This window comes from Streptomyces sp. NPDC085524 (assembly GCF_044541755.1).
Lineage (GTDB): Bacteria > Actinomycetota > Actinomycetes > Streptomycetales > Streptomycetaceae > Streptomyces.
Genome location: NZ_JBITTH010000028.1, coordinates 56026 through 79187, shown reverse-complemented (window position 1 = coordinate 79187; position 23162 = coordinate 56026). Strand labels below are relative to the sequence as shown.

Here is a 23162-nt window from a genome sequence, read left to right as displayed (position 1 = left end):
CAGTGAGGACAGCGGGAGTTCCTGACTCACCCCGCGGGTTGCTCCGCGGGGTTCACAGTGGCGGGACCGCGCCGGAATCTCACCGGGCTTCCTCCCATGTCGCCGTCCTCGGCGATGGCGGACCGTGTGGCGCCGCCGGGGGTCATCCTAGGGGGGCTTTGGCCTGGCCGGGCGAGGTGGGGTGGGGTGCGCTGCGAGGGCGCTGTTGTCGTCCGGGTGCGGCGCCGTTGCCGGGGCTCTGCCCCGGGCCCCGCGCCTCAAACGCCGGCGGGGCTGGTTTTGGCTCGGCGGGGCTGCGTTGGTGGGGGTGGGTGCGTGTGGTCGGGTGCGGCGCCGTTGCCGGGGCTCTGCCCCGGGCCCCGCGCCTCAAACGCCGGCGGGGCTGGATTCGGGTCGGCGGGGCTTGGTCGGCTGGGTGGGGGTGGGTTCGGGTCGGTCGGGCCGAACTTCGGCCGGGAGGTGACGGTGTGGCGGGTTCCGGCTGCTGAGCGTGGCGACGGACACAGGTCGGGGGGACGGAAACGTGGGTATGCTCGCCGCCATGCCCCAGCCCCCTGTCGCCGCATCGCGGGACGAACCCGTCATACGGGACCGCGGTGACGCCTGCCCCGGCGCGCTGCGGCTGCACGCCGCGGACGACGGGTTCCTCGCGCGGGTGCGGATCCCCGGCGGGCTGCTCACCGCGCCGCAGGCCGCCGCGCTGGCGCTCGCCGCCGACCGGTTCGGGGACGGGCACCTGGAGCTCACCTCGCGCGGCAACGTACAGCTGCGCGGACTCGCCGAAGGGTGCGGGGGCGGGCTCGCCGGGTTGCTCGACGCGGCCGGGCTGCTGCCGGCCCCGGCCCACGAGCGGGTGCGCAACATCGTCGCGACCCCGCTCGCCGACCCCGGCACGGCGAGGGCGCTCGATGCGCTGCTCTGCGCCGACGCCCGGGTCACCGCCCTGTCCGGGCGGTTCCTGTTCGCCGTCGACGACGGCCGCGGTGACGTCGCCGCGCTGGACCCCGACATCACCCTGCTCGGCCCCGGCGCGGACGGCCGTACGCTGCTCCGCCTCGGCGCGGCCCGCGATGCCGTCGAGGTACGCGCAGCGGACGCGCCCAGGGCCGCCCTGCTGGCCGCCCACCGCTTCCTCGACGCCGTCGCCGAGGCCGGAACCCGGGCCTGGCGCGTGGCGGAGCTGCCCGACGAACACGCCCCGGATACAAGTGAGTTCGCCGGGATGCTGGGTGCGGGCGGGATCCCCGCGCGGTACGTGCCCGACGCGCCCCGGCCGTACGCTCCGCCGCCCGCGCCCGGGGTGCACGCGGACGCGCTCTGCGTGCTGGTCCCGCTCGGCCGGCTCACCACCGCCCAGTGGCGCACGCTGCCGGGGGAGTTGAGGATCACGCCCTGGCGCAGCATCGTCGTCACCGGCGCCGCCCCGGCTGTCGATCCCGGGCTCGTCACCGAGCCCGACAGCCCCTGGCGGTCCGTCACCGCGTGCACCGGGCAGCCCGGTTGCGCGAAGTCCCTCGCCGATGTGCGTGCCGATGCGCGTGCGCTCGTACACGTGGCGACGGGCGAGCTGCCCGTGCACTGGTCCGGCTGCGAGCGCAGGTGCGGGCGTCCGCGGGGAACGCAGTGGGTGGACGCCCTCGCCACGGGGGACGGATACCGGCTGTCCGTGCACGGGCGGGACGTGTCCCGCGAGCCATCAGACCTGGCGGCCGCGCTAACGGCCGCGCGCAACGCGAACCCCTCAGAGTCCGAAGCCGCAGTGAAGAAATGAGCGAGTACACCGTGTTCGAGTACGAGAAGGACGGCGCCGCGATCTACCGCCAGTCCTTTGCCACGATCCGCGCCGAGGCGGACCTCTCCGGGCTGCCCGCCTCGGTCGCCCAGGTCGCGGTGCGCATGATTCACGCCTGCGGGATGACCGACCTGCCCCGCGACCTGGGGTACACGCCCGAGGTGGTGCTGCGGGCCCGTGCCGCACTGGAGGCCGGTGCGCCGATCCTGTGCGACGTGCAGATGGTCGCCAGCGGGGTCACCCGCAAGCGGCTGCCCGCGGACAACGACGTGATCTGCACCCTCTCCGACCCGGCCGTGCCCGAGCTCGCCGCGAAGATGGGCACCACGCGCAGCGCCGCCGCACTCGAAGTCTGGCGCGACCGGGGCCTGTTGGAGGGCTCCGTGATCGCCGTCGGGAACGCGCCCACCGCGCTCTTCCGGCTGCTGGAGATGATGGAGGAGGGTGCCCCGCGTCCGGCCGCCGTCATCGGCGTGCCCGTCGGCTTCATCGGCGCCGCCGAGTCCAAGGACGCCCTCGCCGCGCACCACTCCGGGCTCGACCACCTGATCGTGCGCGGGCGGCGCGGCGGCAGCGCCATCGCCGCCGCGGCCCTCAACGCCATTGCGAGCGTGGCCGAATGAGCGAGCCGGTGGACAAGGGACGGCTGTACGGGGTCGGGCTCGGGCCCGGCGACCCGAACCTGATGACCCTGCGGGCCGTGGAGGTGATCGGCGAGGCGGACGTCGTCGCGTACCACAGTGCGCGGCACGGGCGGTCCATCGCCCGCTCGATCGCCGCGAAGCACCTGCGCGAGAGCCACATCGAGGAGCCGCTGGTCTACCCGGTGACGACCGAGACCACCGACCACCCCGGCGGCTACCAGGGCGCCATGGAGGAGTTCTACGAGGCCGCCGCGGCCCGGCTGGCCGCGCACCTGGACGCCGGCCGGACCGTCGCCGTGCTCGCGGAGGGCGACCCGCTCTTCTACAGCTCGTACATGCACATGCACAAGCGGCTCGCGGACCGGTACGAGACCGAGGTGATCCCCGGCGTCACCTCGGTGAGCGCCGCCGCGGCCCGGCTCGGCACCCCGCTCGTGGAGGGCGAGGAGGTGCTGACGATCCTTCCCGGCACCCTGCCCGAGGAGGAGCTCACCGCCCGCCTCGCGGCCACCGACTCGGCCGTCGTGATGAAGCTCGGCCGGACCTTCCCGGCCGTGCGCGGCGCGATGGAGAACAGCGGCCGGCTCGCCGAGGCCCGCTACGTCGAGCGCGCCACCATGGAGGGCGAGCGGACCGGCCTGCTGGCCGAGACCGACGCGGAGAGCGTGCCGTACTTCGCCGTCGCCGTGGTGCCCAGCCGCATCGGCAACCCGGGCAGCGTGCCGTCCGGGCCCGGCGAGGTCGTGGTCGTCGGCACCGGCCCGGCCGGGCCGCTGTGGCTGACCCCGCAGACCCGGCGGGCGCTCGCCGACGCCGAGGTGCTCGTCGGGTACACGACGTACCTGGACCGGGTGCCCGTCAAGCCGGGCCAGGTCAGGCACGGTTCGGACAACAAGGTGGAGTCGGAGCGCGCCGAGTTCGCGCTCGACCTCGCCCGGCGCGGCAAGCGGGTGGCCGTGGTGTCCGGCGGCGACCCGGGCGTCTTCGCCATGGCCACGGCGGTCCTGGAGGTCGCCGGCCAGGACGGCTACAAGGACGTGCCCGTACGGGTCCTGCCGGGAGTGACGGCGGCCAACGCCGCGGCCGCCGCGGCCGGCGCCCCGCTCGGCCACGACTACGCGACGGTGTCGCTGTCGGACCGGCTCAAGCCGTGGGAGGTCATCGCCGAGCGGCTGCGCGCCGCGGCCACCGCCGACCTGGTGCTCGCCCTGTACAACCCCGGTTCCCGCAGCCGCACATGGCAGGTGGCGCAGGCCCGCGAGCTGCTGCTGGAGCTGCGTGCGCCCGAGACCCCGGTGGTCGTCGCGCGGGACGTGGGCGGGCCGGAGCAGTCGGTGCGGATCGTCACGCTCGACGAACTGGAGCCGTCCGAGGTGGACATGAGGACGATCCTGCTGGTCGGCTCCTCGCAGACGCAGATCACCGAGCGGGCCGACGGCTCGCGGATCACGTGGACGCCGCGCCGCTACCCGTGACCGGGTTGGGGTGACAGGCGTCGGGCCCGGGGTACTTGCTCCACCTCGGGCCCGACGCGTTCACGCCTGCTGCCGCAGCCAGTCCAGGGCCGCGGCCGGCGAATCCGCCTCCGCCACGCCCACCGGGACGGCCGGGCGCCGTACGACGAGGACCGGGACGCCCGCCTCGCGGGCCGCGGTGAGCTTGGGGGCGGTGGCCGAGCCGCCGCTGTCCTTCGTGACCAGTACGTCGATCCGGTGGCGGGCCAGCAGCTCCCGCTCGTCGTCCAGGGTGAACGGGCCCCGGGCCAGTACGACTTCCAGCTGCGGGGGAACGGGCGCGTCCGGGGGGTCCACCGAACGCACCAGGAACCAGGTGTCGTCGAGGTGGGCGAAGGTGTGCAGGCCCATCCGGCCGGTGGTGAGGAATGCGCGGCTGCCGAGGGAGGGCAGCACGGCCGCCGCCTCGGCGAGCGAGTCCGCGAAGGTCCACGCGTCGCCGGGCTCCGGCGTCCAGCCGGGGCGGCGCAGCGCCAGCAGCGGGATCCCCGAAAGGGCCGCCGCCTGCGACGCGTTGAAGCTCATCCGCTCCGCGAAGGGGTGGGTGGCGTCCACGAGGTGGGTGACCCCGTGGGTGGCGATCCACGCGGCCAGCCCGGCGGGGCCGCCGAAGCCGCCGATGCGCGTCTCGCCCGGCGGCAGCACGGGGGCGGTGACCCGGCCCGCGAGGGACGTGGTCACCCGGCAGCCCGTTCCCGCGTCGGCCAGCGCCGCCGCGAGCCTGCGGGCCTCCGTCGTGCCGCCCAGGATCAGGACGTGGCGCTCGGGGGCGGTGTCGGCGGTCCCGGCGGTCCCGCCAGTGCCGGCGGTCCCGCCAGTGCCGGCGGTCCCGCCAGTGCCGGCGGTCCCGCCGGTCGCCGCGGTCTCAGCAGACATGCCGGTCGCGCTCGGGGGAGTACAGGTGGCTGTCGCGGAACTGCTCGGCGCCCAGCGTGCGGCCCACCACGATGACGGCGGTGCGGACCAGCCCGTGCTCCTTCACCCGGCCGGCGATGTCGGCCAGGGTGCCGCGCAGGATCAGCTCGTCGGGGCGGCTGGCCATCGCCACCACCGCCACCGGGCACTCGGCCCCGTAATGCGGCAGCAGTTCGTCGACGACCCGGTCCACGTAACGGGTGGCGAGGTGCAGGACCAGCAGGGCGCCGCTGCGCCCCAGCGTCGCCAGGTCCTCGCCGGGCGGCATCGGGGTGGCCTGCTGGGCGATCCGGGTCAGGATCACGGTCTGGCCGACGGTGGGGACGGTCAGCTCCCGCTTCAGCGCCGCCGCGGCCGCCGCGAAGGCGGGCACGCCCGGGACGACCTCGTAGGGGATGCCGGCCGCGTCGAGGCGCCGCATCTGCTCCGCGACCGCGCTGAAGATGGACGGGTCGCCGGAGTGCAGCCGTGCTACGTCCTCGCCCGCCTCGTGGGCCCGTACGCACTCGGCGATGATCTCGTCCAGGTTCAGCTGCGAGGTGTCGACCAGGCGGGCGTCCGGCGGGCACTCGGCGAGCAGTTCGCGCGGGACGAGGCTGCCCGCGTACAGGCAGACCGGGGCGGCGGCCAGGGTCCGGGCACCGCGCACCGTGATCAGGTCGGCGGCGCCGGGGCCGGCACCGATGAAGTACACGGTCATGTCTGGTCCTGATCCTTTTCCTTGGTAACTGACCACTGCGTCACGGGCATTGCCTGCCGCCAGCCCGTGAAACCGCCCACCGGCACGGCGTGCGCGACGGCGAGCTTCACCAGCTCGCCGCCGTGGCGGCGGTAGCGGTCGGTGAGGACCGCCTCCGATTCCAGGGTGACGGTGTTGACCACGAGCCGGCCGCCGGGGGCGAGCGCCGCCCAGGCCGCGTCGAGGAGTCCGGGCGCCGTCAGCCCGCCGCCGATGAACACCGCGTCGGGAGCGGGGAGGCCGGTGAGCGCGTCGGGGGCGGCCCCGACGACCACGCGCAGCCCGGGTACGCCCATCGCCGACGCGTTGCGGGTGATCCGCGCGGCCCGCTCCGCAACCCGCTCCACCGCCACGGCCCGGCAGGACGGGTGCGTCCGCATCCACTCGATGCCGATGGAGCCGGAGCCGCCGCCGATGTCCCACAGCAGCTCGCCGGGGGCCGGGGCGAGCGCGCACAGGGTCGCCGCCCGGACGTGGCGCTTGGTGAGCTGGCCGTCGTGCTCGTAGGCGGCGTCCGGCAGGCCGGGGGTGGCGCCGAGGCGCGGGGCGGGGTGGGCGGGGTCGCGGCGGCAGTCGACGGCGACCACGTTCAGGGGGTCGCCGGGCGCGTGGTCCCAGCCGTCCGCGCGGCCCTCGTACGCGTCCTCGCGCTCGGAGCCGAGCTGCTCCAGGACCCGCATCCGGCTCGGGCCGAAGCCCCGCTCTCGAAGCAGAGCAGCGATCTCGTTCGGGGTCGCCGCTCCGGCGCTGAGCACCAGCACCCGGCGCCCCTCGTACAGGGCGGCCGCGAGCCGGGCCACCGGGCGGCCCACCACCGTCACGACCTCGGTGTCCTCCACCGGCCAGCCCAGGCGGGCGCAGGCGTAGGAGACGGAAGAGGGGTGCGGGTGGACGAGGAGGCCCTGCGGCCCCACTTCCTCGGACAGCGCGCGGCCGATCCCGTAGAACATCGGGTCCCCACTGGCCAGCACCGCGATCCGGCGCCCGGCGTGCTCGGCCATCAGCTTCGGGACGGCCGGCCGCAGCGGGCTCGGCCAGGCCACCCGCTGCCCGGTGCACTCGGCGGCCGGCAGCAGGTCGAGCTGGCGCGGCCCTCCGATCAGCACCTCGGCACGGGACAGCGCGGACCGTGCGGGGGCGGTGAGCCCGGCCCAGCCGTCGGCGCCGAGGCCGACGACCGTCACGGGTATGGGGGGCGGTGCGGAGCTCACTGCGCGGTACCTCGGGGACGGGGAGGGGCGGGGGACGGGACGACCGACGGGCGGGCGTACGGTCGGTCGGAGGTTCGGACGGACGTGCGGCGGACGGGCGGGCGGACGGGCGGGCAGCATGACTGCGGAACCGCAGCCTACTGGCCTGCGCATTCCGGGGAGGAACCTGCCCTGGCTCCCGGCCCGGGACCCCTGCGGGCTACCCTCGGTAACCCATCTTTCGCGAGGGACCCGAGGGAGTTGCCATGCCCGGCTGGAACGCCACGAACATCCCCGACCAGCGCGGCCGGACCGCGGTCGTGACCGGGGCCAACAGCGGGATCGGCTACATCACCGCCCGCGAGCTCGCCCGGCGCGGCGCCACCGTGGTGCTGGCCTGCCGCAGCGCGGCGCGCGGCCGGGCCGCCGTGGTCAGGCTGCGCACGGAAGTACCCGCGGCCGAGGTGGAGTTCGCCGAACTCGACCTGGCCGAGCTGGCGTCCGTCCGGGACTTCGCCACCGCCTTCGGCACACGCCACGCATCGCTCGACCTGCTGGTCAACAACGCCGGAGTGATGGCCCTGCCGTTCGGGCGCACCACCGACGGCTTCGAGACCCAGTTCGGCGTCAACCACCTCGGGCACTTCGCCCTGACCGGGCTGCTGCTGCCGAAGCTGCGGGCCGCGCCGCCCGGCGCCCGCATCGTCAACGTCTCCAGCGGGTTCCACGCGCTCTCCGACATCGACCTCGACGACCTGGGCGACGAACACGGCTACCGCCGCTGGGTCGCCTACGGCCGCTCCAAGACCGCCAACCTGCTCTTCACCCACGAGCTGGCCCGGCGCTTCACCGCCGCCGGCTCCGCGATCACCGCCGCCGCCTCCCACCCCGGCTACGCCTCCAGCAACCTGCACTCCGGCGCCTCGAAACTGGAGGGTCCCAGCTTGATCTCGCGGATGTCGGCCGTCGGCAACACCGTCATCGCGCAGCCCACCGCCTCCGGCGCGCTCCCCACCCTCTACGCGGCCACGGCGCCCGGGGTGCGCTCCGACGACTTCATCGGGCCGCGCTTCGGCTGGCGCGGGGCGCCCGTCCGCTCCTGGCGGGCGAAGTGGACCCTCGACGACACGTCCGGCGAAGCGCTCTGGGCCGCCTCCGAGAAGCTCACGGGAGTCTCGTACGCATCCCTGCCGCGTTGAGCCTCCCCCACCGGTCGAGGGACGGTCTCCTGCCCCTGAGGCGCGCACCGGCGGGCGGGGAACCGCGCACGCGGGCGCCCCGCCGTGAGCCCGTCCGCCCCCGGGGCGCATCCAGGCGCCCCGGACCGCCCCTGACCTGCCACCACGCTCACCGGGAGACTCGGCGACATGAGCGACGACGACATGGACAACCACCCAGAAGCCCACGACCACGCGGTGGTCCTCGGGGCGGGCATCGCCGGGCTGCTGGCGGCACGGGTACTCGCGGACCGGTTCGCGCGGGTGACCCTGGTCGAGCGGGACGAACTGGCCGAGGCCGCCCCTTCCTTCAGGCCGGGCCTCCCGCAGTCCCGGCACGTGCACGTGCTGTGGTCCCGGGGGGTACGGCTGATCGAGGAACTGCTGCCCGGGGTCACGGAGAAGCTGACCGCCCGCGGGGCCGCCCTGCTGAACAGCCCGAGGGACTTCCTCTGGCTGAGCCCCGCCGACTGGTTCCACCAGGTCGACGGCTCGGAAATCCTCCTCGCGAGCCGTGAGTTGCTCGACTGGACCTTACGCCGCGAGGTGCTGCGGCACGATCGGATCCGGCTGCGCGCAGGCAGCCAGGCCACCGGGCTCGTCGGCGGCCCGGACGGCCGCTCGGTGACCGGCGTGGAGTTCCGCGACGGTGACCCGCTGGCCGCGCGGTTCGTGGTCGACGCGACCGGGCGCACCTCCAGAGCCCCCGCCTGGCTGGCCGCGCTCGGCTACCCGACGCCGGAGACCACCCGCTACGACTCCCATCTCGGCTACTCCAGCCGGTACTACGAGATCCCGCCCGACCCGGCACGGCGCTGGCGGGGACTGTACGTCCAGGGCCGCCCGGACGTCCCGCGGGGCGCCGTGCTCATCCCGCAGGACGGCGAGGACCGGTGGCTGGCGACGCTCATCGGCAACGGCGAGCACGCCCCGCCCACCAAGGACGAGGAGTTCCTCGACTTCGCCCGGGGCCTGCGCAGCCCCGTGCTCTACGACACCCTGCGCGAGGCGAAGCCGCTGTCCCCGGCGACCGGGTTCCGGTCCACCGCGAACGAATGGCGGCACTACGAGCGGCTGGACCGCTGGCCGGCCGGATTCGTCGTACTCGGCGACGCGGCCTGCCGGTTCAACCCGGTGTACGGGCACGGGATGACGGTGGCCGCGCTGGTGGCGGACGCCCTGCGCAAGGAGATCGCACCCCTGGCCCCGCGGGACGTCCCGGCGGCCGCCCGCCGGATCCAGCGCAGGGCGGTGGCCGAGGCGGGAGTGGCCTGGCAGATCGCCACCAGCGAGGACCTGCGCTACCCGGGGACGGAGGGGCCGCCGGCGGACCGGGCCGCGAAGGTCCTGCAGGGCTACATGTCACGGGTGATGGTCGGCGCCAACTCCGACCCGGCCATCGCCGGCCGCTTCTTCGGCGTGCTCTCCCTCTCGGCCCCGCCGACCACCCTGCTCAGCCCCGCCACGGTGGTCCGCGTCCTGTCCAAGTGGCGCCTGCCCACCTCGCCGACGGCAACCGCGTACCCGCCGCACCACGCCCCGCCGCCGGCCGGGCCCGGCAGCTAGTGCTGTGACCGGAAAGGTTCACCGGGTCACGGCGCCCGGCACGGCGTCGGGTCAGGGCTTGGTGGCGCGCTCGTACAGGGACCGGACCCCGTCGCCGAAGTAGCTGCTGTAGGAGGTCTCCTCGTCGCCGCCCCCGTCACGCCCGCCGATCACCCCGATCAGGGTGCTGCCGTCGGTCAGGACCGGGCCGCCGCTGGTGCCGTTCGGGACGTCCGCGCAGTCCAGCCGCAGCTGCGTCGGCCCGGCCGCCACCGCCGTGTTGCGGCAGTCCAGCGGCTGCTCGGCGTCGTTCGGGTACCCCACGACCCGTGCGGGGGCGGGGAGTTCGGGCCGGAACGCGATGGTCTCCGCCCCGGTCACGTCCTCCAGGCGCTGGCCGGGGTAGCCGGGGCGGCGCAGCCGGATGAAGGCCACGTCGTGGTCCGGGTCCTGGTCGTCGGTCCAGCGCGGGTCCACGTCGATGCGCGTCGGGACCCAGATGCCGTACGGGGCCACGCCGTCGCGGTAGCCGGGGGCGAAGGCCAGGTTGGTGCGGAAGCCGCGGGTGTACACGCAGTGGGCGGCGGTGACGATCAGGTCGCCGCGGGGGGAGTGGACCACCGCGGCCGAGCAGTGGTGGTCGGGGTCGGCGTCCGGGCCGGGGGAGAACAGCGCGCCGATCGCGGGCTCGGCCGGGGCGGGGCGGGCCTCCAGCGGCTCGGAGGGCTTCCACCCGGCGGACCGCCAGCTCACCGCCCCGCCACCGCCGAAGGCCTTGCCGTCCATCGGCGGCTCCGCGGCCTCCCGGACGATCCCGTCGAGCACCTCGGAGGCCGTCCGGTCCGCCCGCTCAGGGTCCTGCTCGTACACGCCCCGCCCCGGATCCCCGTCCGCGAGGTGGGCGGCGATGGCGCGCAGCTCCCAGACGTACCAGCCGCCCGCGAGGACCAGCGCGCACAGGACCGCGAGGAGCACCGAGCCCCGTACGACCCGCGCCTCAACCCTGCTGACCATCCGGTGCTCCCGCCCCACAGACATTCACGACCTCTCGTCAGATGGGCCGGGAGCCGCGGCGGGTTCCGCGTCCGGGACGTGTTCGTGCTCACAGTCCGGGCCCGCCGGCCGGCCCGCCGCGCGGATTCCGAACTCGCAGATCCCTGACGCCGGTTGGCGGCTCGGCGCTATCGTGCGGGCGGGGGCGGATGACTGTACGAGGGGGCGGGTGGGATGCGGTTTCTCTTTGTCCACGGTACGGGGGTGCGGCGCGAGCGGCACGACGCGCTGTTCGCCCTGGTGCGGGAACGGCTGGCCGGGCGCTTTCCCGGGGCGGAGGTCGACTCCTGCTACTGGGGTGACCGCTTCGGGGCGGACCTCGGCGCGGGCGGCCGGTCCGTACCGGGTCTGCGGCCGGGACCGGACGCGGAGGGCGCCGATGCGGAGACGGCCGCCTGGGCGCTGCTGATCGCCGACCCGCTGTGCGAGGTACGGGTGCTGGCCGAAGCCGGGTGGGAGGGCGGACCCGACGACGACGGCTTCGCCATGCCGGGCGTGCAGTCGGCAGGGGCCCGCGTACTGGGCCTGCTGGCAGCGATGTCGGCAGAGTTCCCCGCAGGGGCCCGCGCCGCCGATGCGGTCATCGCGGCCCACGGCGACGGGGAACTCGCAGCGTTGCTGCGCGGTACCGGGCTCGGGGGCCGCCTTCCCGCCGCGCTGGACGCCACCGCCCGCTCCGCCGAGGCCGCGCGGGCCGGGGCGCGCGCCGCCGACGCCGCGCAGGCGGCGGAGCTGGCCGGCGTCCTCGCGCGGGCCGTGACCGCCGCCGCGCTCGCCTCCGCCGGGGCCGAGGCCGACTGCACCGGCGCCGAACGCGACCGCCTCGTCGAGCTGCTCACCGCCCGCCTCGGCGGCGACGCCCGGGTGCCCGGCGCCCGCGCGGCCGCGGTGCTGGGCCGGCTCGCGATGCGCGTCACCACCCAGCCCCTGCTCAACGCCTGGCGCGGCTCCCTCACCGTCGGCGCCACCCCCGCGCTCGGCGACATCCTGCGCTACCAGGCCCGCGGCCACGCCCTGCGCGCGTTCCTGCACGCCGAGATCACCTCCCGGCCGGGGCCGGCCGTGCTCATCGGCCACAGCCTCGGCGGGATCGCCCTCGTCGACCTCCTCGCCCTCGCCGCCGCCCGCGGGGAGCCCGTACCCGGCGTGGAACTGCTCGTCACCGTCGGCTCCCAGGCCCCGTTCCTGTACGAACTCGGCGCGCTGACCGCGCTGGAGCCCGGCGAGAAGCTCCCGTACGGCTTCCCGCGCTGGCTCAACGTCTACGACCGCCAGGACGTGCTCGCGTACCTCGCGGGCCCCGTCTTTCCCGGCGACCAGCGGATCAGCGACCACGAGGTGGGCAGCCGCCAGCCCTTCCCCGCCTGCCACAGCGCGTACTGGAAGCAGAACACCCTCTACGAGCGGATCGGGCGGGCGGTGAGAGAGGCGGGGATCGGGTGACCGCCGACCCGGCGGGATCCGGCATGGACCCCGGCTTCCTGCCGCCAACCCTCGGCCCCGGGCGGACCTTCGCGCTGGTCGCCGGGGTCGAGCAGTACGCCGTGAGCCCGCGCTGGAACCTGCGCGGCCCGGCCCGCGACGCCCTGCGCTTCGCACGCTGGCTGACCGGGCCCGCCCAGGTGCCGCCCGGCAACGTACGGCTGCTGCTGTCCCCGATCGACGGGCCGGACGCCCTCGACTGGTCGGACTCCCCGGCCATGGCCGCCCTGCGCACCGCGCACCGGCCCGCCACCGAGGGCAACGTGAAGTCGGCGCTGCTCGACGAACTCCCGCAGTGCGACGGCGACCTGCTGTGGATCTTCTGGGCCGGACACGGCTACCTCGGCCCCCGCGGTGAGCTGATGCTGCCCTGCACCGACGCCCACCCCGGCCAGATCCGCCACCTCAACCTCGACTCGGCGCTGCGCTGGTGGCGCACCGACCTCGTGGGGCACCGCAGGTTCCCGCTCCAGGCCGCCCTCGTCGACGCCTGCCGCGTCGACGCACCCCGCGACAGCCGGTGGAACTTCGGTACCAACGACTACGGGGGCGGCGGTTCGGTGCCCGGCCGGCGCCAGTTCCGGCTCTACGCCTCCCGCGAGGGCGAAGCCGCGCAGAACGACGCCGAACGCGGCGCGGGCCGCTTCACCGAGGCACTGCTCGAGGAGCTCGGACAGCGGTCCGTGCAGGAGGGCGTCACCGGACTCGCCGCCTCCGCCCGCACCATCCACCGCGCCTTCCGGGAGCAGCGGGACCGCGGCGAGGGCTGGCAGCTGCCGCAGTTCCTCGTCGACCGGGACTGGGACGCCTGCTCCTTCCTCGACGAGGACCTGCCCGGCGCCGGCCCGGCCCGGCCCGCTCCGCCCCGGGCCACCCGGCTCGACCAGGGCGCCTGGGACGGGCTCGGCGTCCTCTTCGCGGGCCGGGCCCTGCCGCGCCACGCCCCCGAGGCCTACGCGTGGGCGTTCAAGGCGGCGGGGTGTACGACCCCGATGGCCGACGGGCTGCCCGGGGACAGCCTGCTCGACGTGGTCCAGGACCTGGACGAGCGCCAGGGCGGCAGCACCGGGGGCACCGGCATGCCGCTGGTGGTGCCCTTCGTACGGTTCCTCGCGGACCGGGCCGCGGCGACCGACGCGGAGTGGGCGGCCCGGCTGCTGGAGTGGGTGCGCGAGACCCGCGCGCGGCTGGGCCTGCCCGTGCTGCCGCCGCCCCCGAGCCCGGCACCCCGCACCGCCCTGGACGTCCGGCTGGACGTGCCGCCCGGCGGCGAGGACGGGTTCCTGGTACGGATGTGGCTGCGCGGGGACGCGACGCGGCAGGTGTGGGAGTCGGAGGGGGCACCGCTCGCGCTGGACGCCGTACGGGAGGAACTGCTGCGGCAGCTCGCGCTGATCGGCGGGGCCCGGGCGGGCGGTCACGCGCCCGGGGCGCCGTACGCGGCGGTGGACCGGATCGAGTTCCACGTCCCGTACGAGCTGCTGGACACCGACTTCGACCAGTGGCCGGTGCCGCGCGGGCCGGCCGGGCGCCGCAGGGCCCTCGGCCTGCTCTACCAGGTCGTGGTGCGCTGCCCGGAGGAACGGGCCGACACCCGGGCCGAGTGGCACACCAAGTGGCGGTGGCTGTGCATCCGGGGCGGCCGGCACCCCGAAGCCGTCCGGGTGGTGTGGGACGCCGAGACCACGGACACCCTCGGGATGGAGCTGGCGTCGGGGCCCGCCCCCGCCTGCGTCGTGGCGCACACCACCACCGCCCCGCACGAAGGGCTGCTGGAGGCCGTACTCGAAGGGGGCGTCCCGGTCGCGGTGTGGCGGCGCGGCGGCGGCGCACCGGAGCCCGCACTGCTGGACCTGCTCGCACCCGCAGGGCCCGACGGCCGCCCCGACCCCGGGGCGCTCGACGTGCTCGACCTGCCCGCGCGCGTCCGGGAGGTGCGCCGGGCGGCCGCCGGAGTGCCCCCGGGCGGAAATGCGCGCCCCGTACAACCGGCGCCAGGGGCAGACCAGTTGGTGCTCCTGTGGGACGATCCCGACGACGTGCCGGGCCTCCGGCCCCTGGCCTGCCCTCCTGATCCGTGACTCCCCGATCCCGATCCCCGGTCCCGATCCCCGGTCCCGATCCCCGATCCCCGATCCCCGATCCCCGCATCCGATCCATGACGACGGACACACGGACAGACCGCGACACCGACGATGGAGGCACAGGCAGTGGCGAAGGACTGGTGGCTGTACCACGGGACCGGTGAGGGCGCGGACCGGCGTGCCCGCCTGGAGGCCGGCCCCCCGCCGCCCTGGCGCAGGTTCAACGGCGTCCCGGACCCGGAGTACGCGCCACCGGGCTGCGAGGGGAAGGCCTGGCGGCAGACGTCGGAGCGCGGCGCGGGCTACGTACCCGACGAGCCGGAGAAGGACGTCGTCAACACGGCCCTGCACCTGCGCAGGCCGCTCCTCGTCACCGGCAAGCCGGGCGTCGGCAAGTCCACGCTCGCCTACAGCATCGCGACGGACCTCGGGCTGGGGCCCGTACTGCACTGGCCGATCACCAGCCGGACGGTCCTGCGCGACGGGCTGTACCTGTACGACGCCGTCGGCCGCCTCCAGGAGGCCGGCCTGGAACAGCTGCGCCCGCCCGGCGCCGCACCGGCCGCACCCTCCGCCGCGCCCGCCCCCGTGACCGATCCCGCCCCCGTCACCGCACCCTCCATCTCCCGCTACCTGAGCCTCGGCCCGCTCGGCACCGCGCTGCTGCCGCAGGACCGCCCCCGCGTGCTGCTCGTCGACGAGATCGACAAGAGCGACATCGACCTCCCCGGCGACCTCCTCACCGTCTTCGAGGAGGGCGGCTTCGTCATCCCCGAACTCGCCCGCCTCGCCAAGCAGAGCCCCACCGTCCCCGTCGGCACGGCGGACGGCCTCGACGCCACCGTGCGCATCAAGGACGGCAACGTCCAGTGCCGGTACTTCCCCGTGGTGGTCCTCACCAGCAACGGCGAACGGGACTTCCCGCCCGCCTTCCTGAGGCGCTGCGTCCGCCTCCACCTGGACGCTCCCGGACCGGACAAGCTCGCCCGCATCGTGCGCCGCCGCCTCGGAGTCGACATCGAGACCGACGAGGAGTACGGGGAACTCGTACGGGCCTTCCTCGACCGCGCCGAGGACGGCGACCTGGCCACCGACCAGCTCCTCAACGCCATCCAGCTCCGGCTCGCCGGTGCCTGGTCGGCCCCGGGCGACCGCGACCGCTTCCTCGACACCGTCATGCAGCACCTGACCGGGCCGACGGCGTGATCGAGAAGCTGCTCGCCGCCCTCGCCGGATTCCCCGACGGCGCCGGGGACGGCGCCCCGAGCACCGGCGCCGGGATCGAGGAGATCGCCGACATCCTGTGGCTCGCGGCCCGGGTGGACCCGGCCGGCGCCCGCCCGCCCGGGACGCCCCAGGCCGGGCCCGGGGGCGAGCAGCCGCCGGCCGCCGCGCCCCCGGCGCCCGAGCCCGCCCCGGCCCACGGCGCCGGCCAGGACGGCGCGGAGCCGGCCGTACGGCTCTACCCGGCCGCGGTGCCCCTCCGCGACCCCGAGGGGAAGCCCGCCGGGGCTCCGGACGGGACACGGGTTGCCGCCGCGGCAGCAGGCCGCCGCGGCACACCCCTGCGACTGCCGCGGGCCGGCTCCCTCGACGATCCGCTCGGCCTGATGCGCTCCCTGCGCCCCGTCGGCCGGCGCTCCATCGGCGGGCCGGGGGAGGAACTGGACGAGCAGCTCACCGTGGAACGCAGCATCGAGCAGATGGTGCCCACCCCGGTCCTGCGGCCCGCCGAGAGCCGCTGGCTGGACCTGGCCCTGGTCGTCGACACCCACCACTCGATGCTGCTCTGGGCCGACCTGGTGGACGAACTCCGCACGGTCCTGACCCGCAGCGGGGTCTTCCGCGACGTGCGCACCTGGCAGCTGACCGGCACCGCCTCCGGTGCCACGCCCATGCTCACGCACCGCCGCGGCGGCCCGCCCCGCAACCCCCTCGAACTGGCCGACCCGGCGGGCCGCCGACTGCTCCTCGTGCTCTCCGACACCGTGGCCGGAGGCTGGTGCGAAGCCCCGCTCCAGGGTGTGCTCCGGCACTGGAGCGCGCACAACGCCGTGGCCGTGCTGAACGTGCTGCCCGAACGGCTGTGGTCGCGCGGCGCGGTCCGGCCCGTCCCGTTCTCCGTCCGCGCGGACCGCCCGGCCGTCGCCACCCGTGCGTGGCAGCGGTTCCCGGGCGGCCGGGCCACCCGCACCCGAGGCACCCCGCGCCGCAGGCGTCCGGCCGACGGCGCCGCTGCCGCCGCTGTCGTCCCCGTCGTCGGGCTCGCCTCCGCCGGCCTGGCCCGGCTGCTGCGCGTGGTCTCCGGCGACGGCCGCCGGCACCGCCTGGCCTGCCTGCGCCTGGACGCGGAACCCGGGCGCGTGGCGCCCCCGGCCCCCGGCGGCCCGCCCGTGGCCCCCACCGCGCTGGAGGCCGTGGAACGCTTCCGCGCGAACGCCTCCCCGACCGCGCAGCAGCTCGCCGCGCACCTGGCCGCCGTACCGCTGACCCTCCCGGTGATGACCCTCGTACGGCGCTCACTGCTGCGCGACTCGGAGCACGCGCACCTGGCGGAGGTCGCCCTCGGCGGCCTGTTCGCGCCCTGGGGCCCCGGACAGGATGCGGACGAGGTGGAGTTCGAGTTCCTTCCGGGTGTACGGGAAGCGCTGCTCGGCTCGCAGCTGCGCGGGGAGGTGGCCGCCGTACGCGAACTCGTACGGCGCCGCGTCTGGGAGTACATGAGCCGCAACCGGGGCCCCGGCCCGGACTTCTCGGCGACCCGCGTCACGAACGGGCGCGACGGCCGCCGCCCCGTGCCGCCGGACGCCCTGCCGTTCGCGGCCCGGCCGCGCCCGACCCGCCCGGAGCCGGGCCTGGCCGACCGCGTGGTCCGCGTCCGCTACGACACCATGGCGGAGCCGCAGGAGGTCGGCACCCTGCTGACGCCGCGCCTGGTGCTCACGGTCGGGGACGACCTGCCGGCCACCAGCGTGGTCGCCTGGATCAGGACCGGAGGCCGGGAGATCGGGTGCCGTTCGGTGTGGTGGGACGAGGCACTGCCCCGGGTGGTCCTGCTGCGCGCCGACGAGGACCTGGTCGACCCGGCCGTCTTCGCGGAGCCCCTGCACTGGTCCGACGGGGAGGCGGGACCGGGGCCGGTCCGGGTGGACGGCTTCACCGACCAGGGGGAGCGCATCGCCCTGACGGGCGAGGTGCTCCCGTACAACGGCGCCCGCAACGGCGAACTCGTACGGCTCACGGCCGAACCGGAGAACTGGACGCAGTACCGCGGCGGCCCGGTCTCCCGCGACGGCGCGCTGATCGGCATCGTCCACGGGGTCTGGCCGGACCGGATGGTGTTCCTTTCGGGCCGGGCCCTGCTGGACCAGCCGGGATTCCGCGACTTCCTCGCCGCGTACGGGAATGAGCGGGGCGAGGCCGACCGGTGGTCCCGGGTGGGCCTGGCGGTCGGCGCCTGCCTCCCGCCGTTCTCCATGGCGCCGGAGAGCATGGACGGGGACGTGTCGCCGCACCCGGCGGGAATGCTGCTGGACGAGTTCTTGCGGGGCCTCGTACGTGATACGGGGGCGGCGGTGCGGGTGCCCGACGGCTTCGAGACGGTGCGGCTCGTCACCGTGGACGAGCCGGGTTCCGTCGGCGTGGTCGGCCGGGTACTGATCGAACTGGCCCGGAGGGCAGAGGAGCTGATCAGTCGGCAGCCTTGGTGGATCGCAGGTGTCGCAGTGGTCGTGGGCTACGGGGAGGACGGCTTCGCATCGGCCGTCGAACAGGCCCGGAACCTGACCTGGCGGGAGGTGCCCGATCCGATCCGGACGGTCCTGTCCCGCTCCCTCTTCAGAGAGCTCGGCGTGCACCTCGGGGCCGCCGGGCTGCACACCGTCACGCGGGGCGGAGGCGGGTCGATGGCCTGGGTTCCCGTTCACGACCCGGCCGAATTGGGGCAGGCCCTGACCGAGGCCGATGAGCTCCGGCGCGAGGCCATCGACTGGCAGGTCTGCGACCACCTGTCCGAGTACGCGGAGCGGTGCACCGGCATCAGGCTGCCGCGGTACGGCCGGTGCCTGGCCCATGTGGAGGACGTCGAGCGGGCCGCCTACCTCGGGACCCTCGCGCCGGGTGCCGCGCTGGACTTCCGGGGCACCACCTTCGCCCCCGGCCTGCTCCGGGAACTCCTGCAAGCGGTGACGGAGCCGGTGACGGGGCGCGTCAGGCTGGGCAGGGCGGACTTCGACCGCGCACGGTTCGTGGACGACTGGACCACCGTGCAGGCGGAGTTCACGGGCAACGCCTCCTTCAGCCGTGCGGTGTTCGAACGCCGGGCGGTTTTCACCGGATGCACTTTCATGGGGAGCGTCTCCTTCGACGGAGTCGTGTTCCAGTACGTGTCGGCCTTCGAGCGGGCCCGGTTCAGCCAGGGGGCCATGTTCCGCCGTGCGCTCTTCAGGGATAGCGCAGGATGGTCGGATTGCACCTTCGCCGGAGAAGTCTCCTTCCAACGGGCCGTGTTGGAGGCGCCGTCCGACATGAACGGGATCCGGGTGACCGGCGCGGCCGACTTCACCCGTGCGGTCTTCCGCGACATGACCGGACTTCACCGTGCCGTCTTCGGTGGGCGGGTGTCCTACACCCGCACGGCATGGGAGCGCGGACTGTTGTCGACCGGGGCCGTATTCCAAGAGCCGGTGGCCTTCGACTCCGCGGACTTCCGGGGCCGCGTTCGCTTCGAGAGCGTGAGCTTCGAAGCGAACACGGACCTCGAGCTGCCCTCCTCTGAGGAGCCGGACCGCTGGACCGTCTCATGGCGCCCGGACGGCTCGCGGGACATCCGCCTGCGCGACCCCGGCCCCGCGGAGGAAGACTCAGGCTCCGGAGCGTGAAGCCTCCAGCTCCCGCTCCGGCCGGGCCTCCGCAGCCCCCGCGCCCGCCACCGGCAGGCTCGCCTCGAGCTCGTCCAGCGCGCGCCGCGCCGTCGCGATCCGCTCCTTGAGGTCCGCCCCCTCCCCGCCGCCCTGCGCCGGGACCCGGTTGCTCTCCTCCTCGATCTCCCGTGCCTCGTCCAGGGAGTTGAGGACGACGCCGATGAGGACGTTCACCAGCACGAAGGAGGCGAGCAGCGCGTACGAGGCGTAGAAGACGATGCTGAGCCGGGAGATCTGCAGCCCCGCGCGCACCGCGTCCGTCAGTCCGTCGAGGGTGGTCAGCAGGAACAGGGTGAGCCCGGCCCGGCCCACCGAGCCGTAGTGCTCGGGGTCGGCCTCGGCGAAGCAGACCCAGCCGATCATGGCGTACACGTACACCACCAGTGCCCCCACGAACAGGAAGCTTGCGGTGCCCGGCAGGCTGCGGCCCACGGCGATCAGCAGGATCCGCAGGTGCGGGAGGAAACGCGCGGTGCGCAGGACCCGGGCGAGGCGCAGCAGCCGCAGGATGGTGGTGTTCTCGCGGACGAACGGCAGGAAGGCGGAGGCCACGACCGCGAGGTCGAAGAGGTTCCAGGGGTCGCGGAAGAATGCTTTCGGCTGGTCGGCCTGGGCGCCGATCCGCAACAGGATCTCCAGGGTGAACAGGGCCAGGCAGCAGTTCTCCGCGCCGCCCAGCACGAGCCGGTACTGCCCGGCGAGACCGCTGTACGTCTCCAGGCCCATCAGCGCGGCGTTGAACAGGATCGCGCAGAAGACGACGATCCCGAAGGCGGGGGCTTCGGTGGCGATCCGGCACCGGGCCGCCAGCTTCATCCGGCCGCGTCCGGCGGGCTTCGGGTTCGTCGTCGTGCTGGTCATCGTGCTCCTCGTACGTTCGACTGCGTCGCGGGCGGCAGCGGCGGGCGGGCGATCGGTCGGCCCATGCCTCTAACGCGTTACAGCCGATCGGGTTTCACACCCGTCGCATACGTACCAGGAGCCCCTTCCGGACCGGTCAGGCGATGTCCGTGCGGCGGCCGCCCATCGGAATGACGAGGGGAGTGCCGGCGACCGGGCATTCGATGACCTCGGCCCGCAGGCCGAACACCTCGTGGACCAGGTCCGGGGTGACGATCTCGGACGGTGGGCCGGCGGCGATGACCCGGCCGTCGCGCATCGCGATGAGGTGCCCGGCGTAGCGGCAGGCGAGGTTGAGCTCGTGCAGGACCATCACCACCGTGCGGCCCTCGGTGCGGTTGAGGTCGGCGACCAGTTCGAGGACGTCGACCTGGTGGGCGAGGTCGAGGTAGGTCGTCGGCTCGTCCAGCAGCAGCACCGGCGTGTGCTGGGCCAGGGCCATCGCGATCCACACGCGCTGGCGCTGGCCGCCGGACAGTTCGTCGATGGAGCGGGTCGCCAGCTCCGCGGCACCCGTCGCCGCCAGCGCGGCGTCCACCGCGGCCTCGTCGGAGGAGGACCACTGGCGCCACCACCGCTGGTGCGGGGTGCGGCCGCGGGCCACCAGGTCGCGCACGGAGATGCCGTCCGGCGCGCTGGGGGTCTGCGGCAGCAGGGCCAGGCGCAGCGCGAACTCCCGGGCGGACAGGCCCGCGATGTCCTCGCCGTCCAGGTGGACGGCGCCGCCGGCCGGCTTGAGCAGCCGGGCCAGTGCGCGCAGGGCGGTGGACTTCCCGCACGCGTTCGGGCCGACCAGCGCCGTCACCTGCCCGGCGGGGATGCCGAGGTCGAGGTCCTCGGAGACGATGCGGTCGCCGTAGCCCAGGCGCAGCGCGGAGGTGTGCAGTGCGGTGGGCGGGAGGCCCGTGGACTGGGTCTCGGTCAGCGGGGCGGTCATGTCAGCCTCCCTTTCCGGCCCGGTTGGTACGGGCGAGGAGCAGCAGCAGGTACGGGGCGCCCACGGCGCCGGTGAGGACGCCGACGGGCAGTTCGGTCGGGGCGAGGACGAGGCGCGCGGCCAGGTCGGAGAGGATCAGCAGGACCGCCCCGGTCAGCGCGCTGGTGATCAGGGGGATGCCCGCGCTGCCGGTGATGCGGCGCGCGATCTGCGGGGCGCCGAGCGCGATGAAGGCGATCGGCCCGGCCGCGGACGTGGCCAGTGCGGTGAGGCACGTGGCGAGGACCAGGAGGGCGATCCGGGCGTGCCGCAGCGGGATGCCGAGGCTGCGTGCGGTGTCGTCGTCGTACTGGAGCAGCTGGTACGGGCGGGCGAGCGCCAGGGTCAGCGGTACGAGCACCGCCAGCGCCAGACCGGCCCACTGGACGTGTTCGTAGCCGCGCCCGTTGAGGCTGCCGGTCAGCCACACCATGGCGCGGGAGGCCTGGTCGATGTCGGCGCGGGCCAGCAGCCAGCGGGTCAGTGCGATCAGGGCGCCGTTCGCGGCGAGGCCGACGAGGACGAAGCGGTAGCCGGTGATGGTGCCGTCCCGGTAGGCCAGCAGGTAGATGGCGAGCGAGGTCAGCAGGGCGCCGGCGAGGGCCCCGAACGGGACGGCCCCGAAGGTGCCGGCGCCGGCCGCGGTCACCCCGCCGATGAGGATCGAGCAGACCGCGCCGGCCCCGGCCCCGGCGGCGATGCCGATCAGGTCCGGACTGGCCAGCGGATTTCGGGTGACGGCCTGGAACACGGCGCCGGCCAGCCCGAACGCGGCCCCCACCAGCAGTGCGGTCAGGGCGCGCGGCAGCCGGAGCTGGTGGACGATCAGATCGGCCGCAACGGAGCCGGTGCCCAGCACCGCGCCGAGTACGTCGCCGACCGGGATCGCGAAGGTGCCCAGCGACACGGAGGCGATCAGGCCCGCGAACCCGGTCAGCACCAGCCCGAGCACCGCGAGCGCGACCCGGGGGGTGACGGCGAAGCCGACGGGTCCCACCTCGAACCGCAGCCGCCGCGGCTTCTTCTGGCGGCCCGTCGAGGCCGCGGCGGCAGGAGCTGCCGCACTCGTCGTCGTGCTCATCGGGTGTGCTCCTTGAGCTTGCCGCGCTTGACCAGCAGCGCGAGGAACGGCGCACCGAGCAGCGCGGTCACCACGCCCGCCTCCAGCTCGCCCGGCCGGGCCACCATCCGGCCCACGACGTCGGCCGCGAGCATCAGGGAGGCCCCGCCCAGCGCCGAACAGGGCACCAGCCAGCGGGCGTCGGGGCCGGTGAAGGCCCGTACGACGTGCGGAACGACCAGGCCGATGAAGGTCACCGGACCGGCGGCGGCGACGGCCGCCCCGGTCAGCAGGACCACGGCGAGGGCCCCGAGGGCGCGGGTGGACCTGACCGGCGTGCCGAGCGAGCTGGCGAGGTCGTCGCCGAGGGCGAGGGCGTTGAGCCGGCCGCTGAGCCCGATGGCGAGGGCGAGTCCGACAGCGACGAACGGCAGCAGCTGCAGCCCCAGTTGCGGGTCCCGTCCGGCCAGGGAGCCCACCGCCCAGAAGCGGTACTGGTCCAGGGTGCGTACGTCGAGCAGCACCAGGGTGTTGGTGCCCGCGTCGAGCAGTACGGTCACGGCCGCGCCGGCCAGGGCGAGTTTGGCGGGGGTGGCGCCGCCGTAGCCGGTGCCGCCGACGGCGTAGGCGATGAAGCCGGCCAGCGCCCCGCCGAGGAAGGCGAACCAGATGTACTGGTACGAACTGGTCAGCCCCAGCATGCCGATGCTCGCGGCGACCGCGAACGAGCCGCCCGAGCTGATGCCGATCAAGCCGGGGTCGCCGAGCGGGTTGCGCGTGATGTCCTGGGCGACCGCGCCCGCGGCGCCCAGCGAGAGTCCGACGAGCACGCCCAGGAAGGTGCGGGGCATGCGGAGTTCGCGGACCACGACCGCGTCACCGGCGTCGCTGCCCGATATCGCGGCCAGCACGTCGGAGAGCGGGACGGCCTTGGTGCCGATCGCGAGGGAGGCGCAGACCATGGCCGCCACGGTGACGACCAGCGCCGTGAGCACCAGGGACCGGGACACAACTCTGCGGGGCGGCGGGACGGTTGGGACATTGGCCGTGGTGGCGGACGCGATGACGGGCTTCAGAGACACTCAGACAAGGTAAGGGATGCCTAACCGAATTTGTTCCATGGTTCCGT

At 75.0% G+C, this 23162-nt stretch carries 17 protein-coding genes and 1 riboswitch; of the genes, 9 read left to right on the top strand and 8 right to left on the bottom strand.

Annotated elements, in window-relative coordinates:
- Nucleotides 1–8: 8 nt before the first annotated feature.
- Nucleotides 9–126, bottom strand: a riboswitch (cobalamin riboswitch).
- Between the two features lie 403 nt (nt 127–529).
- From ACIGFK_RS33635 to ACIGFK_RS33625, 3 genes are read left to right on the top strand one after another with little or no spacing between them, the layout of a single operon-like run.
- Entirely contained in the window at nt 530–1771 is a 1242-nt protein-coding gene (locus tag ACIGFK_RS33635; protein ID WP_376658136.1) for a cobalamin biosynthesis protein CobG, read from the top strand.
- A complete protein-coding gene (locus ACIGFK_RS33630) occupies nt 1768–2415 on the top strand; it encodes a precorrin-8X methylmutase (protein WP_376658125.1) in 648 nt (215 codons plus the stop codon). The genes ACIGFK_RS33635 and ACIGFK_RS33630 overlap by 4 nt, the downstream gene beginning before the upstream one ends.
- The gene (locus tag ACIGFK_RS33625) at nt 2412–3911 is read left to right on the top strand and encodes a precorrin-2 C(20)-methyltransferase (protein ID WP_376658126.1); all 1500 of its coding nucleotides are present in this window, start codon (nt 2412–2414) and stop codon (nt 3909–3911) included. The genes ACIGFK_RS33630 and ACIGFK_RS33625 overlap by 4 nt, the downstream gene beginning before the upstream one ends.
- 60 nt (nt 3912–3971) lie before the next feature.
- Here the strand turns inward: ACIGFK_RS33625 and ACIGFK_RS33620 are convergent, their stop codons facing one another.
- Genes ACIGFK_RS33620 through cbiE form a run of 3 tightly spaced genes read right to left on the bottom strand, consistent with a single transcriptional unit; the run spans nt 3972 to nt 6815 of the window.
- Nucleotides 3972–4826, bottom strand: coding sequence for a cobalt-precorrin-6A reductase (locus tag ACIGFK_RS33620; RefSeq protein WP_400054844.1), 855 nt, complete (start codon nt 4824–4826; stop codon nt 3972–3974).
- Nucleotides 4816–5565, bottom strand: coding sequence for a precorrin-4 C(11)-methyltransferase (cobM, locus tag ACIGFK_RS33615; protein WP_376658128.1), 750 nt, complete (start codon nt 5563–5565; stop codon nt 4816–4818). Before cobM ends, ACIGFK_RS33620 begins: the two co-directional genes overlap by 11 nt.
- Nucleotides 5562–6815, bottom strand: a complete 1254-nt coding sequence (gene cbiE, locus ACIGFK_RS33610; RefSeq protein ID WP_400054842.1) for a precorrin-6y C5,15-methyltransferase (decarboxylating) subunit CbiE — start codon at nt 6813–6815, stop codon at nt 5562–5564. The genes cobM and cbiE overlap by 4 nt, the downstream gene beginning before the upstream one ends.
- A 245-nt stretch (nt 6816–7060) precedes the next feature.
- On the opposite strand from cbiE, the gene ACIGFK_RS33605 reads away from it, so the two are divergent.
- Both ACIGFK_RS33605 and ACIGFK_RS33600 read left to right on the top strand, forming a co-directional pair.
- Nucleotides 7061–7993, top strand: coding sequence for an oxidoreductase (locus ACIGFK_RS33605; RefSeq protein WP_376658130.1), 933 nt, complete (start codon nt 7061–7063; stop codon nt 7991–7993).
- Nucleotides 7994–8161: 168 nt separating this feature from the next.
- Nucleotides 8162–9577 carry an FAD-dependent oxidoreductase gene (locus ACIGFK_RS33600; protein ID WP_376658131.1) on the top strand — a complete coding sequence of 472 codons (1416 nt, stop codon included), beginning with the start codon at nt 8162–8164 and terminating at the stop codon, nt 9575–9577.
- Nucleotides 9578–9628: 51 nt separating this feature from the next.
- Here ACIGFK_RS33600 and ACIGFK_RS33595 read toward each other — a convergent pair whose 3' ends face one another.
- The gene (locus ACIGFK_RS33595; protein ID WP_376658132.1) at nt 9629–10570 is read right to left on the bottom strand and encodes a trypsin-like serine peptidase; all 942 of its coding nucleotides are present in this window, start codon (nt 10568–10570) and stop codon (nt 9629–9631) included.
- Nucleotides 10571–10783: 213 nt separating this feature from the next.
- Here ACIGFK_RS33595 and ACIGFK_RS33590 point away from each other — a divergent pair, with 213 nt between their 5' ends.
- The 4 genes from ACIGFK_RS33590 to ACIGFK_RS33575 all read left to right on the top strand — a co-directional run bounded on the left by ACIGFK_RS33590 (nt 10784) and on the right by ACIGFK_RS33575 (nt 19055).
- Nucleotides 10784–12052: a hypothetical protein gene (locus ACIGFK_RS33590; protein WP_376658133.1), complete on the top strand. Its 1269-nt coding sequence runs from the start codon at nt 10784–10786 to the stop codon at nt 12050–12052.
- A complete protein-coding gene (locus ACIGFK_RS33585; RefSeq protein WP_400054839.1) occupies nt 12049–14172 on the top strand; it encodes a hypothetical protein in 2124 nt (707 codons plus the stop codon). The genes ACIGFK_RS33590 and ACIGFK_RS33585 overlap by 4 nt, the downstream gene beginning before the upstream one ends.
- Nucleotides 14173–14301: 129 nt before the next feature.
- On the top strand, nt 14302–15381 hold the full coding sequence (locus ACIGFK_RS33580; protein ID WP_400054838.1) for an AAA family ATPase: 1080 nt from the start codon (nt 14302–14304) through the stop codon (nt 15379–15381).
- Nucleotides 15378–19055 (top strand): SAV_2336 N-terminal domain-related protein, encoded by a 3678-nt coding sequence (locus ACIGFK_RS33575; protein WP_400054836.1) that lies wholly within the window; start codon nt 15378–15380, stop codon nt 19053–19055. Before ACIGFK_RS33580 ends, ACIGFK_RS33575 begins: the two co-directional genes overlap by 4 nt.
- Here the strand turns inward: ACIGFK_RS33575 and ACIGFK_RS33570 are convergent.
- The 4 genes from ACIGFK_RS33570 to ACIGFK_RS33555 form a co-directional block, all read right to left on the bottom strand.
- Nucleotides 19038–19958: an ion transporter gene (locus ACIGFK_RS33570; protein ID WP_376661821.1), complete on the bottom strand. Its 921-nt coding sequence runs from the start codon at nt 19956–19958 to the stop codon at nt 19038–19040. The genes ACIGFK_RS33575 and ACIGFK_RS33570 overlap by 18 nt on opposite strands.
- Nucleotides 19959–20094: 136 nt before the next feature.
- The gene (locus ACIGFK_RS33565; RefSeq protein ID WP_400054834.1) at nt 20095–20934 is read right to left on the bottom strand and encodes an ABC transporter ATP-binding protein; all 840 of its coding nucleotides are present in this window, start codon (nt 20932–20934) and stop codon (nt 20095–20097) included.
- 1 nt (nt 20935) lies between these two features.
- Entirely contained in the window at nt 20936–22054 is a 1119-nt protein-coding gene (locus ACIGFK_RS33560; RefSeq protein WP_400054833.1) for a FecCD family ABC transporter permease, read from the bottom strand.
- On the bottom strand, nt 22051–23115 hold the full coding sequence (locus tag ACIGFK_RS33555) for a FecCD family ABC transporter permease (RefSeq protein WP_400054831.1): 1065 nt from the start codon (nt 23113–23115) through the stop codon (nt 22051–22053). Before ACIGFK_RS33555 ends, ACIGFK_RS33560 begins: the two co-directional genes overlap by 4 nt.
- Between the last annotated feature and the right edge of the window lie 47 nt (nt 23116–23162).